Genomic DNA, 20,670 nt, shown 5'->3' with positions numbered 1-20,670 from the left:
TTATTAAAATTTTAAAACAATATTTTTGATATGTTTTTTATCTTTTTCGCCAGGTTTAATAAGAAATTTAAACGAATAAAATAATGTATATAATGTAATTATAGTAATCAAGATCACAATGAACCAATTCCAATTTGATTCGGGACCAGTTCCATGTGTAAAATCTTGCGTAATTTTTGGTTGTTGAAGTTTACAGGCATCACATGCTTTTGCATAGCTATATAAACCTAACAATAATATTGTTTTATATTTTGTCTGTTTCATTTTATTTTATTTAATTTTGTCCATGATAGCTTTCACTTCTTCTACTGTTACTTTTTTTCCATTATTTCCCCAGCTTGCTTTCTCATAATTTATAATTGCAGTAACATCTTCTGGTGTAAAATGTGCATTTTCTCCTACAGCTGGCATAGAAGCATATTCTGGTCTTGGATCGTAACCTTTCATGATAATCGTAATATAAAGTTCTAAATTTTCTCCTAAAACAATTGGGCTTCCTTTTAATGGTGGAAATGCTCCAGGTAAACCTTCTCCATTTGTTTGATGACAAGTTGCACAGTTTGTTCCAAATAGTGCTTCTCCGTCAGGAAGATTTGAATCGGTTGAATTTCCTTCAGATTTTTTTTCTTTTTTATATAAAAATTTCACAGGCTCAACATCTTCTGTAAGTTTTACTTGTTGTAGACTGAAGAGATAAGCTACTAAATCTTTTGCTTCTCTTGAAGGAACAATTTTTCCTTTAATTCCTATTCTAAATTCATCTGGAACATTTACTTCTATCTCTCCTTCGTCCAAATAATCTTTTACATTAAATAACCATTTATAAGAAGGCATTACAGATTCTGGTACAACAGATCTTGGATTATATAAATGTGAATATTGCCATTCTAAACTTGGTTGCTTACGACCAATATTAGTTAAATCAGGTCCTGTTCTCTCTGTTCCCATTAGTGTTGCTGTATTCTGAAAAAAGCTAATACGTTTATTTCGTGCATAATCTGCAGCAATACTTGGTCTTTCTCCAAAAACCTGATCCATATCTACATTTCTGATCTGTTGTGTATGACAAGCTACACAACCTTCTCTTATATAAATTTGCTTACCACGAACTTCCTCTTCTGTAGAGACATTACTTCCTGGCAAAGGACGATTTATTTTCTGATTATTAAGTGCAGGTAGAATACAAATAATCAATGTTAGAAAAAGAAAAAATGCCAATGCGGAAAGAAAAAGCTTTTTATGATTATTAAAAAAATCCATTATAATGTTGTTTTTTCTATATTAATAATATCTAAAAGTTCAGCTGGTGATTGCGGTATTTTTATTTCCTTTTTTGGTTTTAACATTCTATAAAAGTTATAAGCGAAAATAAAATGAGATATCCACATCATTGTACCTCCTATAGCCCTCCATAACCAATAGGGCATCATTAAAATTATACCTTCAAGAAACGGTTTTTTATCCATCCATAAAATTCCTTTTTCTGTAGATCCTATCATCAACGAAACAGTATAAACAAGTAAACCTATTAATGCAAACCAAAAATGTAAACCAACAGTAATACTTGGTGGTTCATGAGAAGTAAGTCTCGGTACAAGTGTATAAGTAAATGACCATAACATAAATGTGATAATACCATACATAGTTAAATGAGAATGAGCAACAGTGAAGTCGGTAAAATGCCAAACAAGATTAGTTACCCGAAATGCTTCTACAGTTCCTTGCATTGAACCAGTGAAATAGAAAATAATTGAAACGACATAAAATGGTAGTACATAACTTAATTTTAATCTGTACCAAGAACCTCGAATAGTCATCATAAAATTAATGCTTCCTGCAGCTACAGGTATTATCATACCTACGCTCGCTACAATTGCAATAGTTTGCATCCACCATGGAATAGCACTAAATATAAAGTGATGAGTTCCAATTAGAGTGTAAAATAAGATTTGAGTCCAAAAAGCAAGTATACTTAGACTATATGAGTACACTGGGCTATTAAGTTCTTGTGGAAGGAAAAAATACATTAATCCAAGATTAAAAAACATGAACCACATACCAACACCTTGATGCATAAAATAACCTTGTGTAATGGTTTCACCTAATCCATCTTGCCAAAACGGAAGATAAGCAACAAGTAATATGACAACAACAAACATCATTGCAGATACTATATACCAATTCGAGACATAAATTTCTTCTGTTTTTCTTGATGATATTGTTTGGATATGATTATAAATACTGATAATAATTCCTATTGCAAAAAGAAGCATAACTGGCCAAACATATTCTCTGTATTCTCCACCGCTATTATTTATCCCAACCATTAAACAAATACTTCCTAATAAAACAGCTGAATTCATTAAAATTAGTGAAGTATAAGCTATTTTTAAGCTAAAGATTTTTGTATTACCTACTCTTGGAATAACATAATACGAAAAACCGACCATAGCAACAGATGCCCAACCCCAGAAAACAATATTCGTATGTACGGGTCTTAATCGACCAAAGCTTAACCAACTAACATGATCAGCATCAGGTGCGACAAATTTTATTCCCAAATACTCTCCTACGGTTGTTCCTATAATAAGCCATAAAATACCACATCCTAAGAACCAAAGTATAAGTTTTTTTTCGTTGTTAGGAATAACTATATTTTTTCTTTCTTTTCGTTTGGTTTGTAAAAAACGAATATCATGTATTTCATTTGTTTGATCTACTAATCCACGTGGATCTTCAACAGAATTATTTAATGAAAGTTCGTTTCCTATTAGTTTAAACTCAAGTTCTATCTTTCGTTTTTCAAGAGCAGCCACTTCTCCTGGTTGAAGATTCTTTAAATCTTCATAGATTTTTTTTAATTCTTTTTTTCTTAACACATTTGATATAATGCTATTGATTTTAATTAAAATAAGAATCAAAGCAAAAAATACAGGAATAAAGAAAAACAAGATAGTCAATTGAAGACCAGGTTCATTTAATAAATTATCCATTATAGTTCTGTTTATATAATTTTGATTTTCTAATTTACATAGGATAGCGTAACAAGACTTATGCGTGTGGTCATAGGTGTGTTAAATAATTGTACTTGTGTCTTTTACAGAAATTATTTATTTAATATTCATCTTATGAAAAGAAGGAAGCCTTATGGAAGAATTATTATTAAATAGAAAAATAGAAGAGTCTTATCGTAGAAAATATTAACCAATAAATTAAAATTTAATTTCTGAAAATTTAATTCTCAATACTTATATCTACTTTTTACAATACTTTAATTTGCATCAAGATTTCTCGAAGGTCATATGAATTCATTTGAAAAATAATAAGAATAAAAAGAGAAAGGAAGTTTTACATTTTAAATTTAAAATCGTAATATTGCGATGTAATAAAAAGAGAAATGGGAATTACTAAAACAGAGATGTTTACAGAAGAACAAAATAGATTAGCCGTGCTGTTTAAGGTTTTGGGACATCCGGCTCGTATTGCTATTTTACAACATATTATCAATCAAAAAGCGTGTATTTGTAACGATTTGGTAGATGAATTGGGCTTAGCACAAGCAACTATTTCTCAGCATTTAAAAGAATTAAAAAATATAGGAATTATACAAGGTTCTATAGAAGGAAAGTCTGTTTGTTATTGTATTGAAGAAAAAGTATGGAATGAGATACAAAACGAATTAGTCACTTTCTTTAATCAAGAGGTGAAAGTTAAACAATGCTGTTAAAGGCATTTTTTTTTAATCTATATACATCGTAATATTACGATGAATAAAAAAGAAAATAAATTTAAAATTCAATTCATATGACACTTGAACAAATTAAAGAAATATTGCCAAATTTAGACAATGTTGAATTTCAATTAGAAGATGGAACATTTGTACCAGAACATTTCCATGTAACAGAAGTAGGGCAAATTACTAAAAATTTTATTGATTGTGGAGGAACAATACGAAACGAGAAAGCTGTGAATTTCCAACTATGGAATGCCGACGATTATGAACATCGCTTAAAACCAAATAAATTGCTTCATATCATCGAGCTTTCTGAAAAACAGTTGGGAATCGAGAACAGTGAAATAGAGGTAGAGTATCAAGCTGAAACAATTGGGAAATATGATTTAGAATTCAATGGTAAAAACTTTGTCTTAAAAAACAAACAAACAGCTTGTTTAGCAGAGGATGCATGTGGTATTCCAAATCAAAAACCAAAAGTGAAATTATCAGAGATTCAATCGTCTTGTTGCACACCAAATTCAGGATGTTGTTAAAATTCTAACTAAACAATGTATTCAATACTAAAAGAAAACATAATCAAGTTTCAAAATTTTGATCGAATATCTACCGACAGAAAGGCTGTTTTGCAGCCTTTGGTAGATTATATTCAACAGAAAATAAATGATAATCAAGCTGTAAATCTCAACTTTATTTGTACACACAATTCACGTCGAAGTCATTTTTCACAAGTTTGGGCACAGGTTTCTGCTTCGTTTTACAACATACAAAATGTATATTGTTATTCAGGTGGAACAGAAGAAACGGCGCTATTCCCGAAAGTAGTGGAAACATTAAGGAATCAAGGTTTTACTATTTTCAAAATTGAAGAAAGTACAAATCCGATTTATTCCATTAAGTTTGATGAAAATACACTTCCAATTATAGGCTTTTCAAAGAAATATGATCATCCATTCAATCCTAGAACATTCGCAGCTATTATGACTTGTTCGCAAGCAGATGGAGATTGTCCGTTTATTGCAGGAGCTGAAAAAAGAATACCGATAACATTTGAAGATCCTAAAGTTTCAGACCATACAGCAGAGCAATCAAAAGTGTATGCAGAAAGAAGTTTGCAGATAGCAACAGAAATGTTTTACGTTTTTTCTCGAGTTATATCACCCGATAATCGCTTTTTACCTGCTTCTAAAAATTCTTTATTCCACTTATAAAATTGAGATTGACTTATACTATATTTTCTACAAAGTTGGGCTATGGAGTTTCTGCTCGTTAAGCTTCCATTACAATTAAAATTTGTTCTTTGACTTCTTTTGCAAACTCAACACCATTACCATCAGGTAATTTTACATCACATAAAATAACTTCAGGAGTAAGTGTTTTAATTTTTTTTATCCCTGATTTTAAATTTTCTGCTTGATGTATTTCAAAACCTTCTAATTCGAGCTAGGAGTGTTCTGATTTTTGTTTTATCGTCTATGATTAAAATTGAATGCATTCTTATTACTTGTGAACAATGAAGGTATTATTTTATGCATATAGCTTTTATAAACTCATTATTTTTTTCTTCTTCAAACTTTTTCAAGAATTCCAAAAATATATCGAATGTGGGATTGAGTAACTTTTGAATCCATTGAAAGGAATTTGATTATTTACTATGTTTTTTATAAATCAATCGTCCGTTCTATTTTTATTTGTTCCAAAAATGCTTCGTCGTGTGATACAACGATTAGCGTTCCTTGATATTCGTTTATAGCTTTTGTCAAAATTTCAATGTTCTGAATATCCAAATTATTGGTAGGTTCGTCCAAAATAATAATGTCAGGAGCTTTACTGTTTATTGTTAAACAACAAAGTAATAAACGCATTCTTTCACCACCACTCAACATTAAGCAAGGTTTCTCTCAGTCGTCTTTTGAAAATAAAAATCGGTTTAAACGAATCTTGATTTCATGTTCTTGTAATGCTGAGGTATTGAATTGTTGTGCTTGCTCATAAACTTTTAGTTTATTATTAAGTAACGAATAATCTTGGTCAATGTAAATGGATTTATTTTCTGCTCGATAAATTGTTCCTTTTTGCGGTTTTATCTTACCTAAAATAAGCTTTATCAACGTGGTTTTCCCTGAACCGTTTTTTCCTTTTAATGCAATGCGTTCGCGACTTGTAATCTCAAAATTTAAGTTGTTTTTCCAAATCAGTTTATCGTTATAACTAAAGTTAACGTTAGTTGCGGTAAATAAAACTTTTCCTTTATGTAAGTCTGAATGATCAAAACCAAATTTCATTTTATCTAAAGGAGATAAAGAGGAGCGAAGCGTTTGTAAATCTTGAGAAATTCCATTAATTTTTTCTGCATGAACACCTTTTAATTTTGATGTACTATTTTCGGCATTATTTCGCAAAGTGTTCATCATTATTCGAGCAACACCTGATTTTTCTTGTTTACTTTTTCCACGATTATCCAATTTTTGTTGTCGTTCTAAAGTATCTCGTTCTTTCTCTTTGGCTTTCCGCAATGCTTTTTCTTTGCTTTGAATATCTTGATTCAAGGCATTGTTTTCAATCTGTTTTTGAGCTTTATAAAAGTCGTAATTTCCACCATAAACTTTAATCCCGTTTTTACTTAACTCATAAACACTATTTAGAAGGTTTAGAAGTTTTCTGTCGTGGCTTACGATGATTAACGTGCTTTTTGTATCGAGAACTAGATCATATAAAAGTTGACGACTTACATTATCGAGATGATTGCTAGGTTCATCCAATAAAATTAATTCGGGCTGATGAATGGAAATTCCAGCTAAAAAAACTTTTGTTTTTTGTCCACCACTTAGAGTTTCCATTTTTTGATTCAAGTCCAAATCGTTGAGTTGCCAATAACTTAATGCTTCATTGCAACGGTCTTCGATTGTCCAATCATCATCGAGTGAATTGAAATTATCTTCACTTGTGTTTCCGTTTAAGATTTCGTTCAAAGCACTTAATTTATCTTCGATTTTCAGTACTTGAGCGATCGTCAACTGATTGAATTGTCCGAAAATTTGTGGAACATAATAAGGTTCAGTTTCAATGTTTATTAGACCATTTGATGGTTGATATTTTTTAGCGATAATTTTCAATAAAGTAGATTTTCCTACTCCGTTGTTACCAATTAAAGCAATTTTTTCTTGATTTTGTACTGTTAAATTAATGTCGCTAAACAGTATATTCTTGTTTGGATGTAGATATGAAATATTTTGTAAAGTAAGCATAATTCCTTTCTTTAGAAGTGAAACAATACAGCAACCGTTTTGAGGTTGTTGTTCTGATTTGTCTGAAAGAAATTATTTTTTACATTGTGTCTTACTTAAATTTTGATTTTGCGAATATACGAACTTTATTTAATGAATAAGAAATCAGAGGGAAGTTAAAGATTAGCTACATAGAAACATAAAATGCTAAAATATTTATTTTACTACTTTATACTCAACGCACCTGAAGGACATTGATGAACTTGTTTGATAAGTTCGTCACTACTTGCATTTTTTGGCTTTAGCCAAGGTTTTTCTTTCGGATTATATACATTTGGAAGTAGTTTTACGCAAATACCTACATGTTGACATAATTCAGGCTTCCAGATTATAGTGATTTCTCCGTTTGTATATTCGTGTTGACTCATTTTGATATTTTAGATGAATTGAAGTTACTTAAAAATTTTCTATATTCAACGTTAAAATAATTTTAGTCCCAATATTTTGAGAACTCTCAATTCGCATTTTAATATCAGACATTTTAGCTAATTGTGTTGCAATATTTAATCCTAATCCAGAACCAGAAATATGGAGTGTTGAATCATTTTTAATTCGGAAAAATCGTTCTTGAACAAATTTTAAATCTTCTTGATTCATTCCAATTCCATTGTCTTCAAAAATCAATTCATAGCAATCATTTTCGATGTTAGAAAGAATTGTGATTTGACCTTTTAAGTTCGAATATTTTATGGCATTTGACAAAATATTATCTATAATAATCTCAAAAAATTCTTGGTAATTATCAATTTCATAAGCTTGAAGTTGTTCCGTATCAACAGAAATTTGTTTTTCTTGTAACAAAACATCAAAACGTTCAATTGATTTTAAAACTTCGGATTTTAGTTCAAATAAAGAAGTTTTTAACTCCAAACTATTATTTTCGACACGAGAAAGCAATAAAAATTGTTCCACCAAACGATCCAAACGATTCACTTGTTTCAATGTGTAATCTATTTTTTCATTGTATTGTTCAGGCGTACGTTCGCGTCGAATCAAAATTTCCAATGTTCCTTTTATAATCGCTAATGGTGTTCGAAGTTCGTGTGAAGCGTCAGCCGAAAACTGTTTAGCTTTTAATATTTGAAACTCTAATCGATCTAACAATGAATTTATTGTCGCTGAAAGTTGAAATAATTCATCTTTATTTTTAGGTAATTGAATGCGTTCTGAAAGATTATTTTCTGTGATAGACTGTGCTGTATGAATCACATTGAAAACAGGTTTAATCGATTTAGCAGCAATAAAACGAGCTAAAAGAAACGTCAATAAAACCGAAATAGGAAAGATAATAAGTAAGGCAGTTTTCAAATAATCTAGCGCCAATTGATTGTGTTTTGTCGAAACGCCGACGACCAAATATCCCACAACTTCGCCGTGATGAATCAATTTTGCTTGAGAAATTAATAACTGAATTGAATTATATTCGGCGTAAAATGGCTTATTTTCTGGTTCTTCATTGTTCCAATCCAATTGATTTTGCACCATGTTTGGAGAACTCTCAATCAGCTTGAAATTTTTATCATAAATTGAGATAAAAACAGGATTCAGTGCAATGTCTGTATGTTCAACTTCTTCCCATTCGCGCGGTTGAACAAAGTTTTCTAATGTTGGTTCGTGTAAAACATAATCAACGTGGCTGTTAATTTCTTCTTCTAACGTTTCGTACATTGTTTTGTTAATTCCCCTATTTACAACAAAGAAAATTAACCCAAAAATAATGAGTAAAACAGCAGAAAATAAAATGCTGTAAAAGGTTGCTATTCTATTTTTTACAGATAATTTTTTAAACATCGTTTGTTATATAACCTACGCCACGAATAGTATGTAAGCGCGGATCGTCTTTTTTTAGATTTAATTTTTTACGAATCGCATTAATAAAAACATCAATCACACTTGTATCGTATTCAAAGTGAATGTCCCAAACGTTTTCAATGATTTCTTTGCGTGTACAAATTCGGTTTTTATTCTTGAATAGGTAAGCTAAAAGTTGAAATTCCTTTAGTGTTAATTCAATTAAATTATTGTCTAAAAAAGTTTGGTGCGTTTCTGGATTGATTGAAATATTTCCGAAATTCAAAAGATTATTTGATTCATTTTGACGAAGATAAACGTTAATTCGTGCTACCAATTCATTAAAATCAAATGGTTTTTTGATGTAGTCATTTGCACCAGCATTCAAACCTTCAATCGTATCTTGAACTGTATCTTTCGCTGTAATGAAAATAATGGGTGTTTTTTGGTTCATATTTTCAGAATTTCGGATTGCTTTACAAACTTCTAATCCAGAAATATTTAAAATCATCCAATCTAACAAAATAACATCAAATTTCTCGTTGTTTATTTTCACTAAAGCATCTTCGCCACTTAAACAGTGCGTTGGCGATAAATTTTCTTCTTCTAAACCTTGAAGCATAAAATTGGCAATTCCCAATTCATCTTCAACAATTAAAACTTTTGGTTTGTTCATTTTCTAATTCGGAACAATAACATTTAAAGCATTCGGGACAATCGAAACTTCAATAGAATTTTGGTTAAAAATAACGGCTTCACCATCAACTTGTGCAATAGTTTTAGGTTGTTTGGAATTGAATTTTACTGAATTGATTTGCAATACTTTTGCTTGCTTCATTTTTTCAATTCGTTTTCCTAAAACACAAGCCGAAAACTGAATTTGTTTTATAAAATTAAGCTTTTTTACTGCAAGAAAGTCTAATTTTCCATCATTTAATTTTGCATTGGGTGAAAATGAGATGCCGTAACCCGCTTCGTTAGAGTTAGAGCAGAACACAAAATAAAAATCATCATCGAATGTATGTTGATCATCTAATTCGATGCTAAATTTTTTTGGTTGAAAGTTGAAAATGGCTTTTGTACTGGCAGTTACATATCCCAAAAAGTTTCTGGTTTTGGTTTGCGCATAATTGTTAATCACATCTGCATCAATTCCCAATCCCATATTGCTAAAAAAGTAATTTTCGTTGATTTTTCCTGCATCAATTTTATTGATTTTTGCATTCAAAATCGTTTCAAAAGCTTTTTCTGTGGTTTTAGGAATATGTAAATTCGCTGCTAATCCATTTCCAGAGCCAATCGGAATAATCCCCAAAGCAACATTGCTGCCAACCAAGGCTTGAGCGACTTCGTTTATCGTTCCGTCGCCGCCACAAGCTACGATTATATTAGGATTTTTGGTCAGAACTTGATTTGTAATTTCAGTTGCGTGACCAATACTTTCAGTTAAAAATGTTTCGAAATCAACATTTTTTTGACTAAAATAGTGTTGAATTTCAGTTTCAATCATTCGTCCTTTTCCCTTTCCAGCAATAGGATTGATGATAAAAATGATTTTATTTTTCATTTAATAAATGATTGCTAAATAAATAATCGGCTGTTTGATAATTAGATATGATAGAACGCTCGAAAATAGGATCAACCTTTGTATCAATTAAATTTTTGTCAATCCATTTGTATTGATTGATTTTCTTTTGATCAGATAAAATCGAAACATCTTCACCTTTTTTCATTCCTAATTTAATATACGTACCAACAAAAGAACGTGATTTGTATTGCGGATCAAAAATATCTTTTCCATAAAATTGAGATGTATATTTCCAATTGAACAACGAAAATAACGTAGGGAAAATATCAATTTGAGAAACTTCTTTTGTGACATTTTCGTTGGCGTGCGATTTTAAATTATAGATAAATGCCGGAATGTGATGATTTTTTACATCAATTGCATCTTTGCCCGCGCTACTTGCACAGTGATCGGCAATAAAAACAAAAACGGTATTACTGAACCAAGGTTTTGTTTTGGCTTTTGCAATTAAATCTCCAATTGCATAATCGGCATATTTTACAGCTCCAGGACGACCAGTTCCAGACGGAATATCAATTTTTCCATCTTCGTACGTATAAGGTTTGTGGTTAGAAGTTGACATGACAAAAGCAAAAAATGGTTGTTTTGTTTTGTATTTTTCATCGGCAACTTTGATCACTTTTCTGTAAATATCATCATCGGCAATTCCCCAAGCATTCTCAAAAGTAACTTCATCATCATTAATATTGTATCGATTGGTATTGATTTTATCACTCAAAACGCTGCCACGACCGCGATCGTAAATGTCAAAACCATTTCCACCATAAAACGCATTCATATTGTCAAAATATCCATCGCCACCATAAAAAAACATATTGTGGTATCCTTTTGCTTTGAAAACATTCGAAATAGTATATAAATTTTGATTATCAACACGCTTCACAATACTGTTTCCAGGAGTAGGAGGAATTGATAATGTAACAGCTTCCATTCCACGTACAGTACGCGTTCCGTTGGCATACATATTCGAAAAATAGATGCTGTTATTTGCAATATCATTAAGATTTGGAGTGATTGATTTTCCGTTGAATTGCTCTTGCAAAAATGAAGCACTCATACTTTCCATCAACACAAAAATTACGTTTGGTTTTTGCTCTGCTTGTGACGGATTACTCGCTAAAATTGTTCTTCGTATTGGATTTTTGAATTGTTGATCGAAAACAGTTTTCGAATCTTTCAATTCAGATTTCATCACTGCAAAAGCATCTTCAATCGGAATAGATTTATAATGTTCGTCGTATTTTAAGTGATTATTTCGGAAAGCTGAAAAGAAAGAAAAGATTCCAGCTTTTGAAATTTCATTGTTGTATCGGTTTTCAGAAGTTGAACTGCTATCGTTGTTTAAAAGGAATAATGAGCTAACCGCAAGTAATAAATTGAACACAAAAACGCCAACTTTTTGACTTGTTTTTGGTTTGTTATGAAATGTATTGTAGAAGAAATAACCTTTTTTTGTTGCGAAAATTGTCAAGCCAGTAATCAACACAATTCCACCAATTAAAACAGGTAAAGGATATGATTCTTGAATGTTTTTGACAACTTCGTATGTATAAATTAAATAATCGACCGCAATAAAATTGAATCGACTTTTGAATTCGTCCCAAAATGTAACTTCGGCAAAAAATGTAAAGTAAATGATTACCAAATACAATGTGTAAACAAAATACACGAAAATTCGATCAAATAAAGAATTGACGAATTTGTTGGGTAATATCATAAAATAAAATGATAAGAATAACGTGAAACAGCTTACAACGCTAATGTCGTAAATTAATCCGTAAAAAATAGTGTGTAATAACGAGCTGATATTCCAATCGAAATCACTTTGTACCCAAATAGCAAAAATTATTCGTAGAATAAATGAAATTAGAATAAATAACGAACTGAAAAATAGTAAAATACTGTAACGTCCTTTTAAATTATTTGTAAACATTTTGTTTTTGAATTATTGTTCAAATGTCTTGAAATTTAATAGATTATTATCATGGTAAAATGAATCTTAAGCGAATCTTAAGTTTGCGATTCTTGAATGAAAGATAGAAACTGAAAACGTTAATAATTCGTGAAAAAATGGTTTTGATTAGAAATAGTTGTAAATTTGTAATTGGTTTATAAAGTAGGTAGAATGGAAGAGATATTAATCAATGAAAAAGAAGAAAAGTTTTTAACATATTGGGAGAAAAGATTCTCTACAATTTTTAAAGACAATACAAGTTGGACAACTTTGTTTATGACAGTTAACAAAGCTACTTTTCCAGATTCATTAAATATAGAAACGTTTTGCAAAAAGTTTATGCAAGATTTCAATATGAAATTATCATATAAATATGATGAATCAGACAACGAATACGATTTGACAATTACAAGATAATTACGGAAAACGAAAAATCCTTATAAATTTTGATAAGGATTTTTTTTGTTGTAAAAAAGGACATTTGATTGATAATCATGCTTAAATTTTAAGAAAAATATTTAACCAAAAAATTAAATAAAATATTGTTGATTTAGATTTGATTTTACTAATTAAAATGTTTAATTTTGCAGTTCACTTTTAAAGGTGATTTAGTTTTTAAAGTTTACAACATTTGTATAGCTCATAATAAGGTTGAGCGTCTCTACGGCAGACCATAAAAAATTGCCACTACAAATGAATTTTTTTTCTACAAAATGAGTCTTGAACCACTCTCGTTAGAAAATAGTTTGTTTGTTGATGTAGATGATACAAATGGTTTAAACACATTAAACCAAATAGTACAGCAAACAATACAATGAACCACAGACTTTTCATTCAGAAGAAATCAAATTTTGACGTTATCAGTCAGAAGACTACAATAGAACTCAAAAACCTTGTACCTACAATTGTGTGCAAGGTTTTTGTTATTTATGATCTATTTAATATAGAAGAAAGCCAATTACAAGAGGTTCAAAATAAGGTGTTTGTCGATCCTGTGACAGACGTTGTTTTCAAATACGTAGAAGATGCAGTTAACGAAAGCATTCCTTATTCTAAAAATTATTTTGCAACCGAATTTTTACCAGGTCAATATAATCAACGCGATGATTCTTCGGAACAATGTTTAGTGTTGATGAATGTTGAAAATGTAACCGTAAAATCTGGTTTACTATATGTTTTCAATGATGATTTGTCTGTGGAAGATTTAAAGAAAGTAAAAGATTACTTAATCAATCCAATTGAGTCGCGCGAGAAAGATCTTTCTAAAATGGAAATTCCAGCTAATCCAGAAGCTACAGAAGTTCCAATTATTGAAGGTTTTATTTCTGCTGACGAAAATAAACTACAAGACATTTACAACCAATTTGGATTATCGTTAGAGATGGATGATTTAGTTTTTATTCAAGACTATTTCAAATCAATCAATCGTAATCCAACCGAAACTGAGTTAAAAGTTTTAGATACTTATTGGTCTGATCACTGTCGTCATACAACTTTTGAGACGGAGATTACAGATGTTCAATTTAATTCTAAATTTAACGAAACACTTCAAAAAACATTCGATTATTACCAACAAGTTCGTCAAGAATTAGGAATAACTAAACCAATTCGTTTGATGGATTTAGCAACTGTGATGGGAAAATATCTTTCTCGTACAGGAGTTGTGAAAAATATTGATGTTTCTGAAGAAATTAACGCATGTTCTATTGTCGTTCCAATCGATGTAGATGGTGTTGAAGAAGAATGGTTATTACAATTCAAAAACGAAACACATAATCACCCAACAGAAGTGGAACCATTTGGTGGAGCTTCGACATGTGTTGGTGGAGCAATACGCGACCCTTTGAGTGGACGTTCTTACGTTTTCCAAGCGATGCGTATTACAGGAGCTGCAAATCCTTTAGAAAAAATTGAAGATACGTTACCAGGTAAATTACCACAACGTAAAATCTCTAAAGAAGCAGCAAACGGATACAGTTCTTATGGAAATCAAATTGGTTTAGCGACAACTTTTGTGAAAGAAATTTATGACGAAGGGTACAAAGCAAAACGCATGGAAGTTGGTTTTGTGGCTGGAGCTGTAAAAAAAGAATATGTTCGTCGTGAAGAACCAGTTGCAGGTGACCGAATTATTTTATTAGGAGGAGCAACAGGTCGTGATGGAGTAGGAGGAGCTTCTGGTTCATCTAAAACACATGATGGTTTAAAATTAGACGATTTATCAGCAGAAGTTCAAAAAGGAAATGCAATTGTTGAACGTAAAATTCAACGTTTATTCCGTAATCCAGACGTTTTAGCATTAATCAAAAAATGTAACGACTTTGGTGCGGGAGGTGTTTCTGTTGCAATTGGTGAAATTGCACGCGGAATTAATGTTGATTTAGATTTAGTTCCATTGAAATATGCTGGATTAAACGGAACAGAATTAGCGATTTCTGAATCTCAGGAACGTATGGCTGTTGCGGTTGAGGCTAAAGATGTGGAAACATTTATCGCATTAGCAAAAGAAGAAAATCTTGATGCGACTTGTGTTGCTGAGGTAACGGGAGATGATACAATGACTTTGGTTTGGAAAGGAAAAAAGATTGTTGAATTAGACCGTAAATTTTTAGATACAAACGGCGTTCGTAAACAAGCTAAAATCGAAGTTACGGACGAAGAATATACAAACCCTTTTGAGAATAAAGCTTTCAATAAAGAAGCGTTTATTACAATGATGCAAGAGTTAAATCATGCGTCACAAAAAGGTATGGTAGAAATGTTTGACAACAACGTTGGACGTTCTACTATTTTGAATGCTTTTGGTGGACAAACAATGGATACGCCAGAAGATGTTTCAGTACAAAAATTCCCAACAGACGGATTTACAAATGCGGTTTCAATCGCTTCATTTGGTTATAATCCTACAATTTCTCGTTGGTCAAATTATCACGGAGCTTATTTCGCGGTAATTGATTCAATGACAAAAATTGTTGCTGCTGGTGGAAATTACGCTGACATTCGTTTAACATTTCAAGAGTATTTTGAAAAATTACGTGATGAAGCTACGCGTTGGGGAAAACCATTTGCGGCTTTATTAGGAACGATTGAAGCACAAAAACAATTTGGAATTCCTGCTATTGGAGGAAAAGATTCGATGTCGGGTTCTTACCAAGATATTGATGTTCCGCCAACGTTAATTTCTTTTGCAGTTGCGCCTTCTTTGGCTGAAAAAATTGTACAAGGAACTTTAGTTGAAAAGAATTCTAAACTTTCAGTTTTTATTCCAACATTAACAGAAGATTATTTAATCGACGAAGCAAATGCAAAATCTATTTTTGATTTTATCGGAACAATTAATGCTGATGTAAAATCAATGATGACGGTTAAATTTGGTGGAATTGCAGAAACTGTAGCGAATATGGCTTTTGGTAATGAAATCGGATTTGAAATCAAAACTGATTTAGATGTAGCAAAATATTATCCAGCTTCGATTGTGATTGAACATTCAGAAGAATTAAATATTCCTGCTGAAATTGCTCAAAATTACCATGTTTTAGGTCAGACGAATGATTCAACTTCATTCAACTTTAATGGAGAAGAAATCAATTTGATTGAATTGAAACAACAATGGAAAAAAACATTCAATTCATTGTTTCCATATAAATCAACTTCTGAAACAGTTGTAGAGGAAAAAGATTTGAAAGCTGAACAAATTTGTTTTGCATTCGCAGATCATAAAGTGGAGAATCCGAAAGTTTTCATTCCAATTTTTCCAGGAACAAATTCAGAATATGATTCAGCAAAAGCGTTCCGTAGAGAAGGAGCAATCGTTTCGACTTTGCCTTTCCGTAATTTAACACAACAAGATGTTGAAGAATCGGTAGATGCTTTTGTAAATGAAATCAATCAAGCCAATATTTTCTTTGTACCAGGCGGTTTTTCAGCTGCTGATGAGCCAGATGGATCAGGTAAATTTATTGCAACGGTTTTACGTAATGAGAAAATCAAAAATGCAATTCACAATTTATTGGAGCGTGATGGACTAGTTTTAGGAATCTGTAATGGTTTCCAAGCCTTGATTAAATCTGGATTATTGCCTTATGGACGTATTCAAGATTTAGAAGAAGATACACCAACATTAACGTTCAACGAAATTGGTCGTCACATTACACAATTAGCGAAAGTGAGAGTGAATAAATCGCATTCACCTTGGTTAAAAGGAATGGAAGGACAAGAATATTGGATTCCGTTTTCGCATGGAGAAGGTCGTTTCGTAGCAAATGAGGTTGAATTAGAAAAGTTAATTGATAAAGGACAAATTGCCACTCAGTTTGTTGATTTGGATGGGAAATTAGCTGGGAAAATGCCTTATAATCCAAATGGATCTACGTTTGCGGTAGAAGGAATTGTATCGCCTTGTGGAAAAGTTTATGGACGAATGGGACATCCAGAGCGTTACGAAGAAGGATTATTCAAGAACATTCCAGGAAATGGATATATGAATATCTTCAAAAATGCGGTGGAGTATTTTAGAGGGTAGTTTATAGATATGAGATATTAGATGTTAGATTTGAGAAAATTTAACTTCTAAAAATTAAATAAAAACTTGTCATTCCGAGCTTATCGAGGAATCTAAAAAAGATTCTTCATTACGCTAAAGCTTCATTCAGAATGACAATTGGAAATAAAATAACGAATTTCGAATCTCGCATTTCGAATTTCTAAAAAAGAAACAAACAACAAACTAATACCAATTTCGATCCTGAACCAATCGAAATTAATCTCGAAAGTTAACCTTGAACAAGTTAATTTTCAAAACAAACAACAAACACGAAGTGGACTTTTTCATTTCAAACAAAACAAAAAAAACGATGTAATGAAGTTAGAAACTAGAAACTAGAAGTTAGATGAATTTTAACTTCGAATTTCGAAAATCGAGCTTCGAAAAAAACAAACAACGATGAGCTTAACAAAAAAAGACTTCATTTACGAAGGGAAAGCAAAACAAGTTTACTCAACAGAGGAAGCAGACAAAGTAATTGTGTATTACAAAGATGACGCGACTGCATTTAATGCACAAAAGCGTGGAACTGTTGAGGATAAAGGAGAAATGAACAACAAAATTTCGACTTTAATTTTCAACTATTTGATTGAAAAAGGAGTGAAAACTCACTTCATCGAGCAGTTGAATGATCGTGAGCAATTGGTAAAAAAAGTATCAATTATTCCAATTGAAATGGTTGTGCGCAATTATGTTGCTGGGTCTATGGCTCAACGTTTAGGATTAGAAGAAGGAGCGAAATCTCCAGTTACAATCTTTGATATCTGTTACAAAAAAGATGAATTAGGAGATCCATTAATCAACGATCATCATGCAGTTTTATTAGGTGCTGCAACGTACGATGAGTTAGATGAAATGTACACACAAACAGAAGTAATTAACGAAGCGTTGAAAGAATTGTTCTTAAAAGCTGGTTTAATTTTAGCTGATTTCAAAATTGAGTTTGGTAAAGATGTTGATGGTAATATCATTTTAGCTGACGAAATTTCTCCAGATACATGTCGTTTATGGGATGTTGAAACAGGTAAAAAATTAGATAAAGACCGTTTCCGTCGTGATTTAGGTGATGTTTCTGAAGCTTATCACGAAGTATATAATCGTTTGACAGAAGTTTTAAAATAAACATTTTTTTCATTCTATAATGATTGATAAAAAATTACATAAAAGCCAATTAAAAGCTGAATATTTAACGAATTTCTACGAAAGAAATTTATTAAAAAAATATGCAGCCGATACTGTGGATAGTGTAAACGAAGAATGTGGTGTTTTTGGGGTTTATTCGCCAAATAATATCAACACATATTCTATTGCACAGTTTGGTTTATTTGCGCTTCAACACCGTGGACAGGAAGCGTGTGGTGTTTCTTTCTTGAAAGATGGAAACATTAAAACGGTGAAAAAAACAGGATTGGTATTAGACGTTTTCAAAACAATGGAAGCCGAGATTGAAGAATACCAAGGAAATGCTGCGATTGGACATACACGCTACACAACTGCTGGAGGTGGAAGTCGTCGTAACATTCAGCCACTTTACACGTACAATATTTATGGAAAACCTCATTTCTCTATTGCTCATAACGGAAATTTAATTGAAGTTGAAGCATTAAGAGCTGAATTAGAAGCAGAAGGTTTACCATTTTTAGCAACTTCGGATACGGAGGTTTTATTACGTTCTATTCAAAAATATTCGCATTTAGATATTGTAGAAGCTATACAGAAAGGTACAGAAAAGGTAAAAGGAGCTTATTCGGTTTTGTTATTAGCGAATAATCAAATGGCAGCTTTTCGCGATCCAAATGGTATTCGTCCTTTATGTTTAGGAAAATTGGACGATGCCTATGTTTTCTGTTCAGAAACATGTGCATTAGACGCTGTCGGAGCTGAATTTATCCGTGATGTAGAGCCAGGTGAATTGATTGTTGTAAATGAACAAGGTTTGAAATCTTATTCATTAAATCAACCAACGCAGCGTAATATTTGTGCTTTTGAGTACATTTATTTTGCACGTCCTGACTCGAATATCGAAGGAAATGAAATCTACGATTTACGTGTAGAATCTGGTCGAAAATTATACGAACAATCTCCTGTTGCTGCCGATATTGTAATTGGTGTTCCAGATTCTGGGATCCCGTCTGCAATTGGTTATTCAGAAGCTTCGGGTATTCCTTACGAACCAATTTTGATTAAGAATCGTTATATGTCGCGTTCGTTTATCGTTCCTTCACAAGAAATGCGTGAACGTGTGGTCAACTTAAAATTGAATCCCATCAAAAATAAAATCAAAGGAAAACGTTTGGTTGTTTTAGATGATTCGATTGTACGTGGAACAACTTCGAAACTTTTAATCAAAATCTTAAAAGAAGCAGGAGCAAAAGAAATTCATTTCCGTTCTGCTTCGCCTCCAATTATTGCACCTTGTTATTTAGGAATTGATATGCCTTCTAAAGCAGATTTAATTTCAGGAAATAAGTCAATTAAAGAGGTTGAAGATTATTTGAATGTCGATTCGTTAGATTTCTTAACAGTTGATAATCTGATTGATTTATTAGGAAGTAAAGAACATTGTTTTGGATGTTTTACAGAAAAATATCCCGTAAATTATTCTAATGAAGAATGTAAAGAGGTAAAACCTTTGCATATAGATTAATAAGTTATACGAATTTCGAATCTCGTATTTCGAAAAACTAAATCATAATTAAAATGAGCAATACATATAAACAAGCCGGAGTAGATAAGGAAGAAGGTTATCAAACGGTATCGAAAATTAAAGATGCAGTTGCAGCAACACACAATTCAAACGTGTTGAATGGAATTGGAAGTTTTGGTGCATTTTACCAATTAGGAGGTTACAAAAATCCTGTTTTGGTATCAGGAACCGATGGTGTAGGAACTAAACTACGTGTGGCTTTAGATTCTAAAGTTTACGATACAGTTGGGATTGATTGTTTCGCGATGTGTGCAAATGATATTTTGTGTCATGGAGCAAAACCATTATTTTTCTTAGATTATTTAGCTTGTGGAAAATTAGATTCTGATATCGCAGCAGAAATTGTAGGTGGAATTGCACAAGCGTGTAAAGAAACTGGAACAGCATTAATTGGTGGAGAAACAGCAGAAATGCCAGGAATGTACCAAGTTGGTGATTATGATGTTGCTGGATTTTGTGTTGGAGTAGTAGAACGAGATGAAATTATCGATGGTTCTAAAATAAAAGCTGGACAAGTAATTATTGCGTTACCATCAAGTGGTTTCCATTCGAATGGATTCTCTTTGGTTCGTAAAGTTTTCCCAGATTTTAACGAAGAATTTGAAGGTAAACCTTTGTTCGAAACATTATTAGTTCCAACAAAATTATATCAAAATGATATTTTCAAAATCAAAGATGCTGGAATCGAAATGTCTGGAATTGCTCATATTACAGGAGGTGGATTAATCGAGAATGTTCCTCGTATTATAAATGACGGATTAACTGCTGTAATAGAAAAAGCAAAAATAAATGTACCAACAGTGATGCAAGAATTAGCTAAACGCGGAGGAATTGCAGAAAACGAAATGTTTGGAACATTTAATATGGGTGTTGGAATGGTTGTCATCGTTGACCAAACTGATGCTGAAAAAGTATTGAATATTATTGATGGAAGTGCGTTGATTGGAGAAATTCAAGAAGGTGCTGACAAAATTATATTGAAATAGTAGATTAAATAGTTTAAAAAAGCCGGATAAGATTTCTTATCCGGTTTTTTTATTTTTTGGGATTATTTGTTTTTGATTAAG

At 31.7% G+C, this 20,670-nt stretch carries 16 protein-coding genes, 3 pseudogenes and 1 riboswitch; of the genes and pseudogenes, 8 read left to right on the top strand and 11 right to left on the bottom strand.

The features are described from left to right. Positions 1-3: 3 nt before the first annotated feature. The 3 genes from B3M86_RS12020 to B3M86_RS12010 are packed head-to-tail and all read right to left on the bottom strand — an operon-like array spanning position 4 to position 2,993. Positions 4-264, bottom strand: coding sequence for a hypothetical protein (locus B3M86_RS12020; protein WP_125349008.1), 261 nt, complete (start codon positions 262-264; stop codon positions 4-6). 6 nt (positions 265-270) lie between these two features. Then, a complete protein-coding gene (locus B3M86_RS12015; protein WP_125349009.1) occupies positions 271-1,260 on the bottom strand; it encodes a cytochrome c in 990 nt (329 codons plus the stop codon). Beyond that, positions 1,260-2,993: a cbb3-type cytochrome c oxidase subunit I gene (locus B3M86_RS12010; protein ID WP_291069387.1), complete on the bottom strand. Its 1,734-nt coding sequence runs from the start codon at positions 2,991-2,993 to the stop codon at positions 1,260-1,262. The genes B3M86_RS12015 and B3M86_RS12010 overlap by 1 nt, the downstream gene beginning before the upstream one ends. A 404-nt stretch (positions 2,994-3,397) precedes the next feature. On the opposite strand from B3M86_RS12010, the gene B3M86_RS12005 reads away from it, so the two are divergent. The 3 genes and pseudogenes from B3M86_RS12005 to B3M86_RS11995 form a co-directional block, all read left to right on the top strand. Continuing rightward, positions 3,398-3,727 carry an ArsR/SmtB family transcription factor gene (locus B3M86_RS12005; RefSeq protein WP_125349011.1) on the top strand — a complete coding sequence of 110 codons (330 nt, stop codon included), beginning with the start codon at positions 3,398-3,400 and terminating at the stop codon, positions 3,725-3,727. Positions 3,728-3,804: 77 nt separating this feature from the next. Further along, the gene (locus B3M86_RS12000) at positions 3,805-4,269 is read left to right on the top strand and encodes a DUF6428 family protein (protein ID WP_125349012.1); all 465 of its coding nucleotides are present in this window, start codon (positions 3,805-3,807) and stop codon (positions 4,267-4,269) included. A 15-nt stretch (positions 4,270-4,284) separates the two neighbouring features. Further along, positions 4,285-4,887: pseudogene (locus B3M86_RS11995) on the top strand (protein-tyrosine-phosphatase); the annotation flags it as partial. Here B3M86_RS11995 and B3M86_RS13905 read toward each other — a convergent pair. The 8 genes and pseudogenes from B3M86_RS13905 to B3M86_RS11960 all read right to left on the bottom strand — a co-directional run. After that, positions 4,872-5,006, bottom strand: a pseudogene (locus B3M86_RS13905) (IS3 family transposase); the annotation flags it as partial. The pseudogenes B3M86_RS11995 and B3M86_RS13905 overlap by 16 nt on opposite strands. Next, a complete protein-coding gene (locus B3M86_RS13900) occupies positions 5,003-5,116 on the bottom strand; it encodes a hypothetical protein (protein ID WP_376741540.1) in 114 nt (37 codons plus the stop codon). The gene B3M86_RS13900 and the pseudogene B3M86_RS13905, both read right to left, overlap by 4 nt. A 278-nt stretch (positions 5,117-5,394) precedes the next feature. Beyond that, positions 5,395-6,981, bottom strand: a pseudogene (gene abc-f, locus B3M86_RS11985) (ribosomal protection-like ABC-F family protein). Positions 6,982-7,184: 203 nt separating this feature from the next. Beyond that, positions 7,185-7,388, bottom strand: coding sequence for a (4Fe-4S)-binding protein (locus tag B3M86_RS11980; RefSeq protein WP_291049002.1), 204 nt, complete (start codon positions 7,386-7,388; stop codon positions 7,185-7,187). 28 nt (positions 7,389-7,416) lie between these two features. Next, positions 7,417-8,811: a sensor histidine kinase gene (locus tag B3M86_RS11975; protein ID WP_291076264.1), complete on the bottom strand. Its 1,395-nt coding sequence runs from the start codon at positions 8,809-8,811 to the stop codon at positions 7,417-7,419. Next, positions 8,804-9,487 carry a response regulator transcription factor gene (locus B3M86_RS11970; protein ID WP_114999531.1) on the bottom strand — a complete coding sequence of 228 codons (684 nt, stop codon included), beginning with the start codon at positions 9,485-9,487 and terminating at the stop codon, positions 8,804-8,806. Before B3M86_RS11970 ends, B3M86_RS11975 begins: the two co-directional genes overlap by 8 nt. A 3-nt stretch (positions 9,488-9,490) precedes the next feature. After that, positions 9,491-10,378: a diacylglycerol/lipid kinase family protein gene (locus tag B3M86_RS11965; RefSeq protein WP_114999533.1), complete on the bottom strand. Its 888-nt coding sequence runs from the start codon at positions 10,376-10,378 to the stop codon at positions 9,491-9,493. Further along, positions 10,368-12,332, bottom strand: coding sequence for an LTA synthase family protein (locus B3M86_RS11960; RefSeq protein WP_291076267.1), 1,965 nt, complete (start codon positions 12,330-12,332; stop codon positions 10,368-10,370). Before B3M86_RS11960 ends, B3M86_RS11965 begins: the two co-directional genes overlap by 11 nt. A gap of 192 nt (positions 12,333-12,524) precedes the next feature. On the opposite strand from B3M86_RS11960, the gene B3M86_RS11955 reads away from it, so the two are divergent. From B3M86_RS11955 to purM, 5 genes are all read left to right on the top strand, one after another. Continuing rightward, positions 12,525-12,770, top strand: a complete 246-nt coding sequence (locus B3M86_RS11955; protein WP_038332385.1) for a hypothetical protein — start codon at positions 12,525-12,527, stop codon at positions 12,768-12,770. Between the two features lie 194 nt (positions 12,771-12,964). Then, positions 12,965-13,063: riboswitch (purine riboswitch) on the top strand. Between the two features lie 104 nt (positions 13,064-13,167). Next, positions 13,168-16,875: a phosphoribosylformylglycinamidine synthase gene (locus B3M86_RS11950; RefSeq protein ID WP_291076269.1), complete on the top strand. Its 3,708-nt coding sequence runs from the start codon at positions 13,168-13,170 to the stop codon at positions 16,873-16,875. A 420-nt stretch (positions 16,876-17,295) separates the two neighbouring features. Then, positions 17,296-18,018, top strand: coding sequence for a phosphoribosylaminoimidazolesuccinocarboxamide synthase (purC, locus tag B3M86_RS11945; RefSeq protein WP_038332381.1), 723 nt, complete (start codon positions 17,296-17,298; stop codon positions 18,016-18,018). Positions 18,019-18,037: 19 nt separating this feature from the next. Next, a complete protein-coding gene (gene purF / locus B3M86_RS11940) occupies positions 18,038-19,543 on the top strand; it encodes an amidophosphoribosyltransferase (protein WP_125349020.1) in 1,506 nt (501 codons plus the stop codon). Positions 19,544-19,596: 53 nt separating this feature from the next. Further along, positions 19,597-20,589 (top strand): phosphoribosylformylglycinamidine cyclo-ligase, encoded by a 993-nt coding sequence (gene purM, locus B3M86_RS11935; protein WP_114999539.1) that lies wholly within the window; start codon positions 19,597-19,599, stop codon positions 20,587-20,589. The last annotated feature ends 81 nt before the right edge of the window (positions 20,590-20,670 follow it).

The organism is Empedobacter sp. UBA6305 (assembly GCF_002440405.1).
In the GTDB taxonomy this organism is placed as follows: Bacteria; Bacteroidota; Bacteroidia; order Flavobacteriales; family Weeksellaceae; genus Empedobacter; species Empedobacter falsenii_B.
The sequence above is the reverse complement of the archived record's forward strand: the minus strand, read 5'-3'. Positions and strand labels throughout refer to the sequence as shown.

Excerpts from the sequence above, each read along its gene's own strand:
- B3M86_RS12020 (WP_125349008.1), bottom strand. The coding sequence starts at position 264 with ATGAAACAGACAAAATATAAAACAATATTATTGTTAGGTTTATATAGC.
- B3M86_RS12015 (WP_125349009.1), bottom strand. The coding sequence starts at position 1,260 with ATGGATTTTTTTAATAATCATAAAAAGCTTTTTCTTTCCGCATTGGCA.
- B3M86_RS12010 (WP_291069387.1), bottom strand. The coding sequence starts at position 2,993 with ATGGATAATTTATTAAATGAACCTGGTCTTCAATTGACTATCTTGTTT.
- B3M86_RS12005 (WP_125349011.1), top strand. The coding sequence starts at position 3,398 with ATGGGAATTACTAAAACAGAGATGTTTACAGAAGAACAAAATAGATTA.
- B3M86_RS12000 (WP_125349012.1), top strand. The coding sequence starts at position 3,805 with ATGACACTTGAACAAATTAAAGAAATATTGCCAAATTTAGACAATGTT.
- B3M86_RS11980 (WP_291049002.1), bottom strand. The coding sequence starts at position 7,388 with ATGAGTCAACACGAATATACAAACGGAGAAATCACTATAATCTGGAAG.
- B3M86_RS11975 (WP_291076264.1), bottom strand. The coding sequence starts at position 8,811 with ATGTTTAAAAAATTATCTGTAAAAAATAGAATAGCAACCTTTTACAGC.
- B3M86_RS11970 (WP_114999531.1), bottom strand. The coding sequence starts at position 9,487 with ATGAACAAACCAAAAGTTTTAATTGTTGAAGATGAATTGGGAATTGCC.
- B3M86_RS11965 (WP_114999533.1), bottom strand. The coding sequence starts at position 10,378 with ATGAAAAATAAAATCATTTTTATCATCAATCCTATTGCTGGAAAGGGA.
- B3M86_RS11960 (WP_291076267.1), bottom strand. The coding sequence starts at position 12,332 with ATGTTTACAAATAATTTAAAAGGACGTTACAGTATTTTACTATTTTTC.
- B3M86_RS11955 (WP_038332385.1), top strand. The coding sequence starts at position 12,525 with ATGGAAGAGATATTAATCAATGAAAAAGAAGAAAAGTTTTTAACATAT.
- B3M86_RS11950 (WP_291076269.1), top strand. The coding sequence starts at position 13,168 with ATGAACCACAGACTTTTCATTCAGAAGAAATCAAATTTTGACGTTATC.
- purC (WP_038332381.1), top strand. The coding sequence starts at position 17,296 with ATGAGCTTAACAAAAAAAGACTTCATTTACGAAGGGAAAGCAAAACAA.
- purF (WP_125349020.1), top strand. The coding sequence starts at position 18,038 with ATGATTGATAAAAAATTACATAAAAGCCAATTAAAAGCTGAATATTTA.
- purM (WP_114999539.1), top strand. The coding sequence starts at position 19,597 with ATGAGCAATACATATAAACAAGCCGGAGTAGATAAGGAAGAAGGTTAT.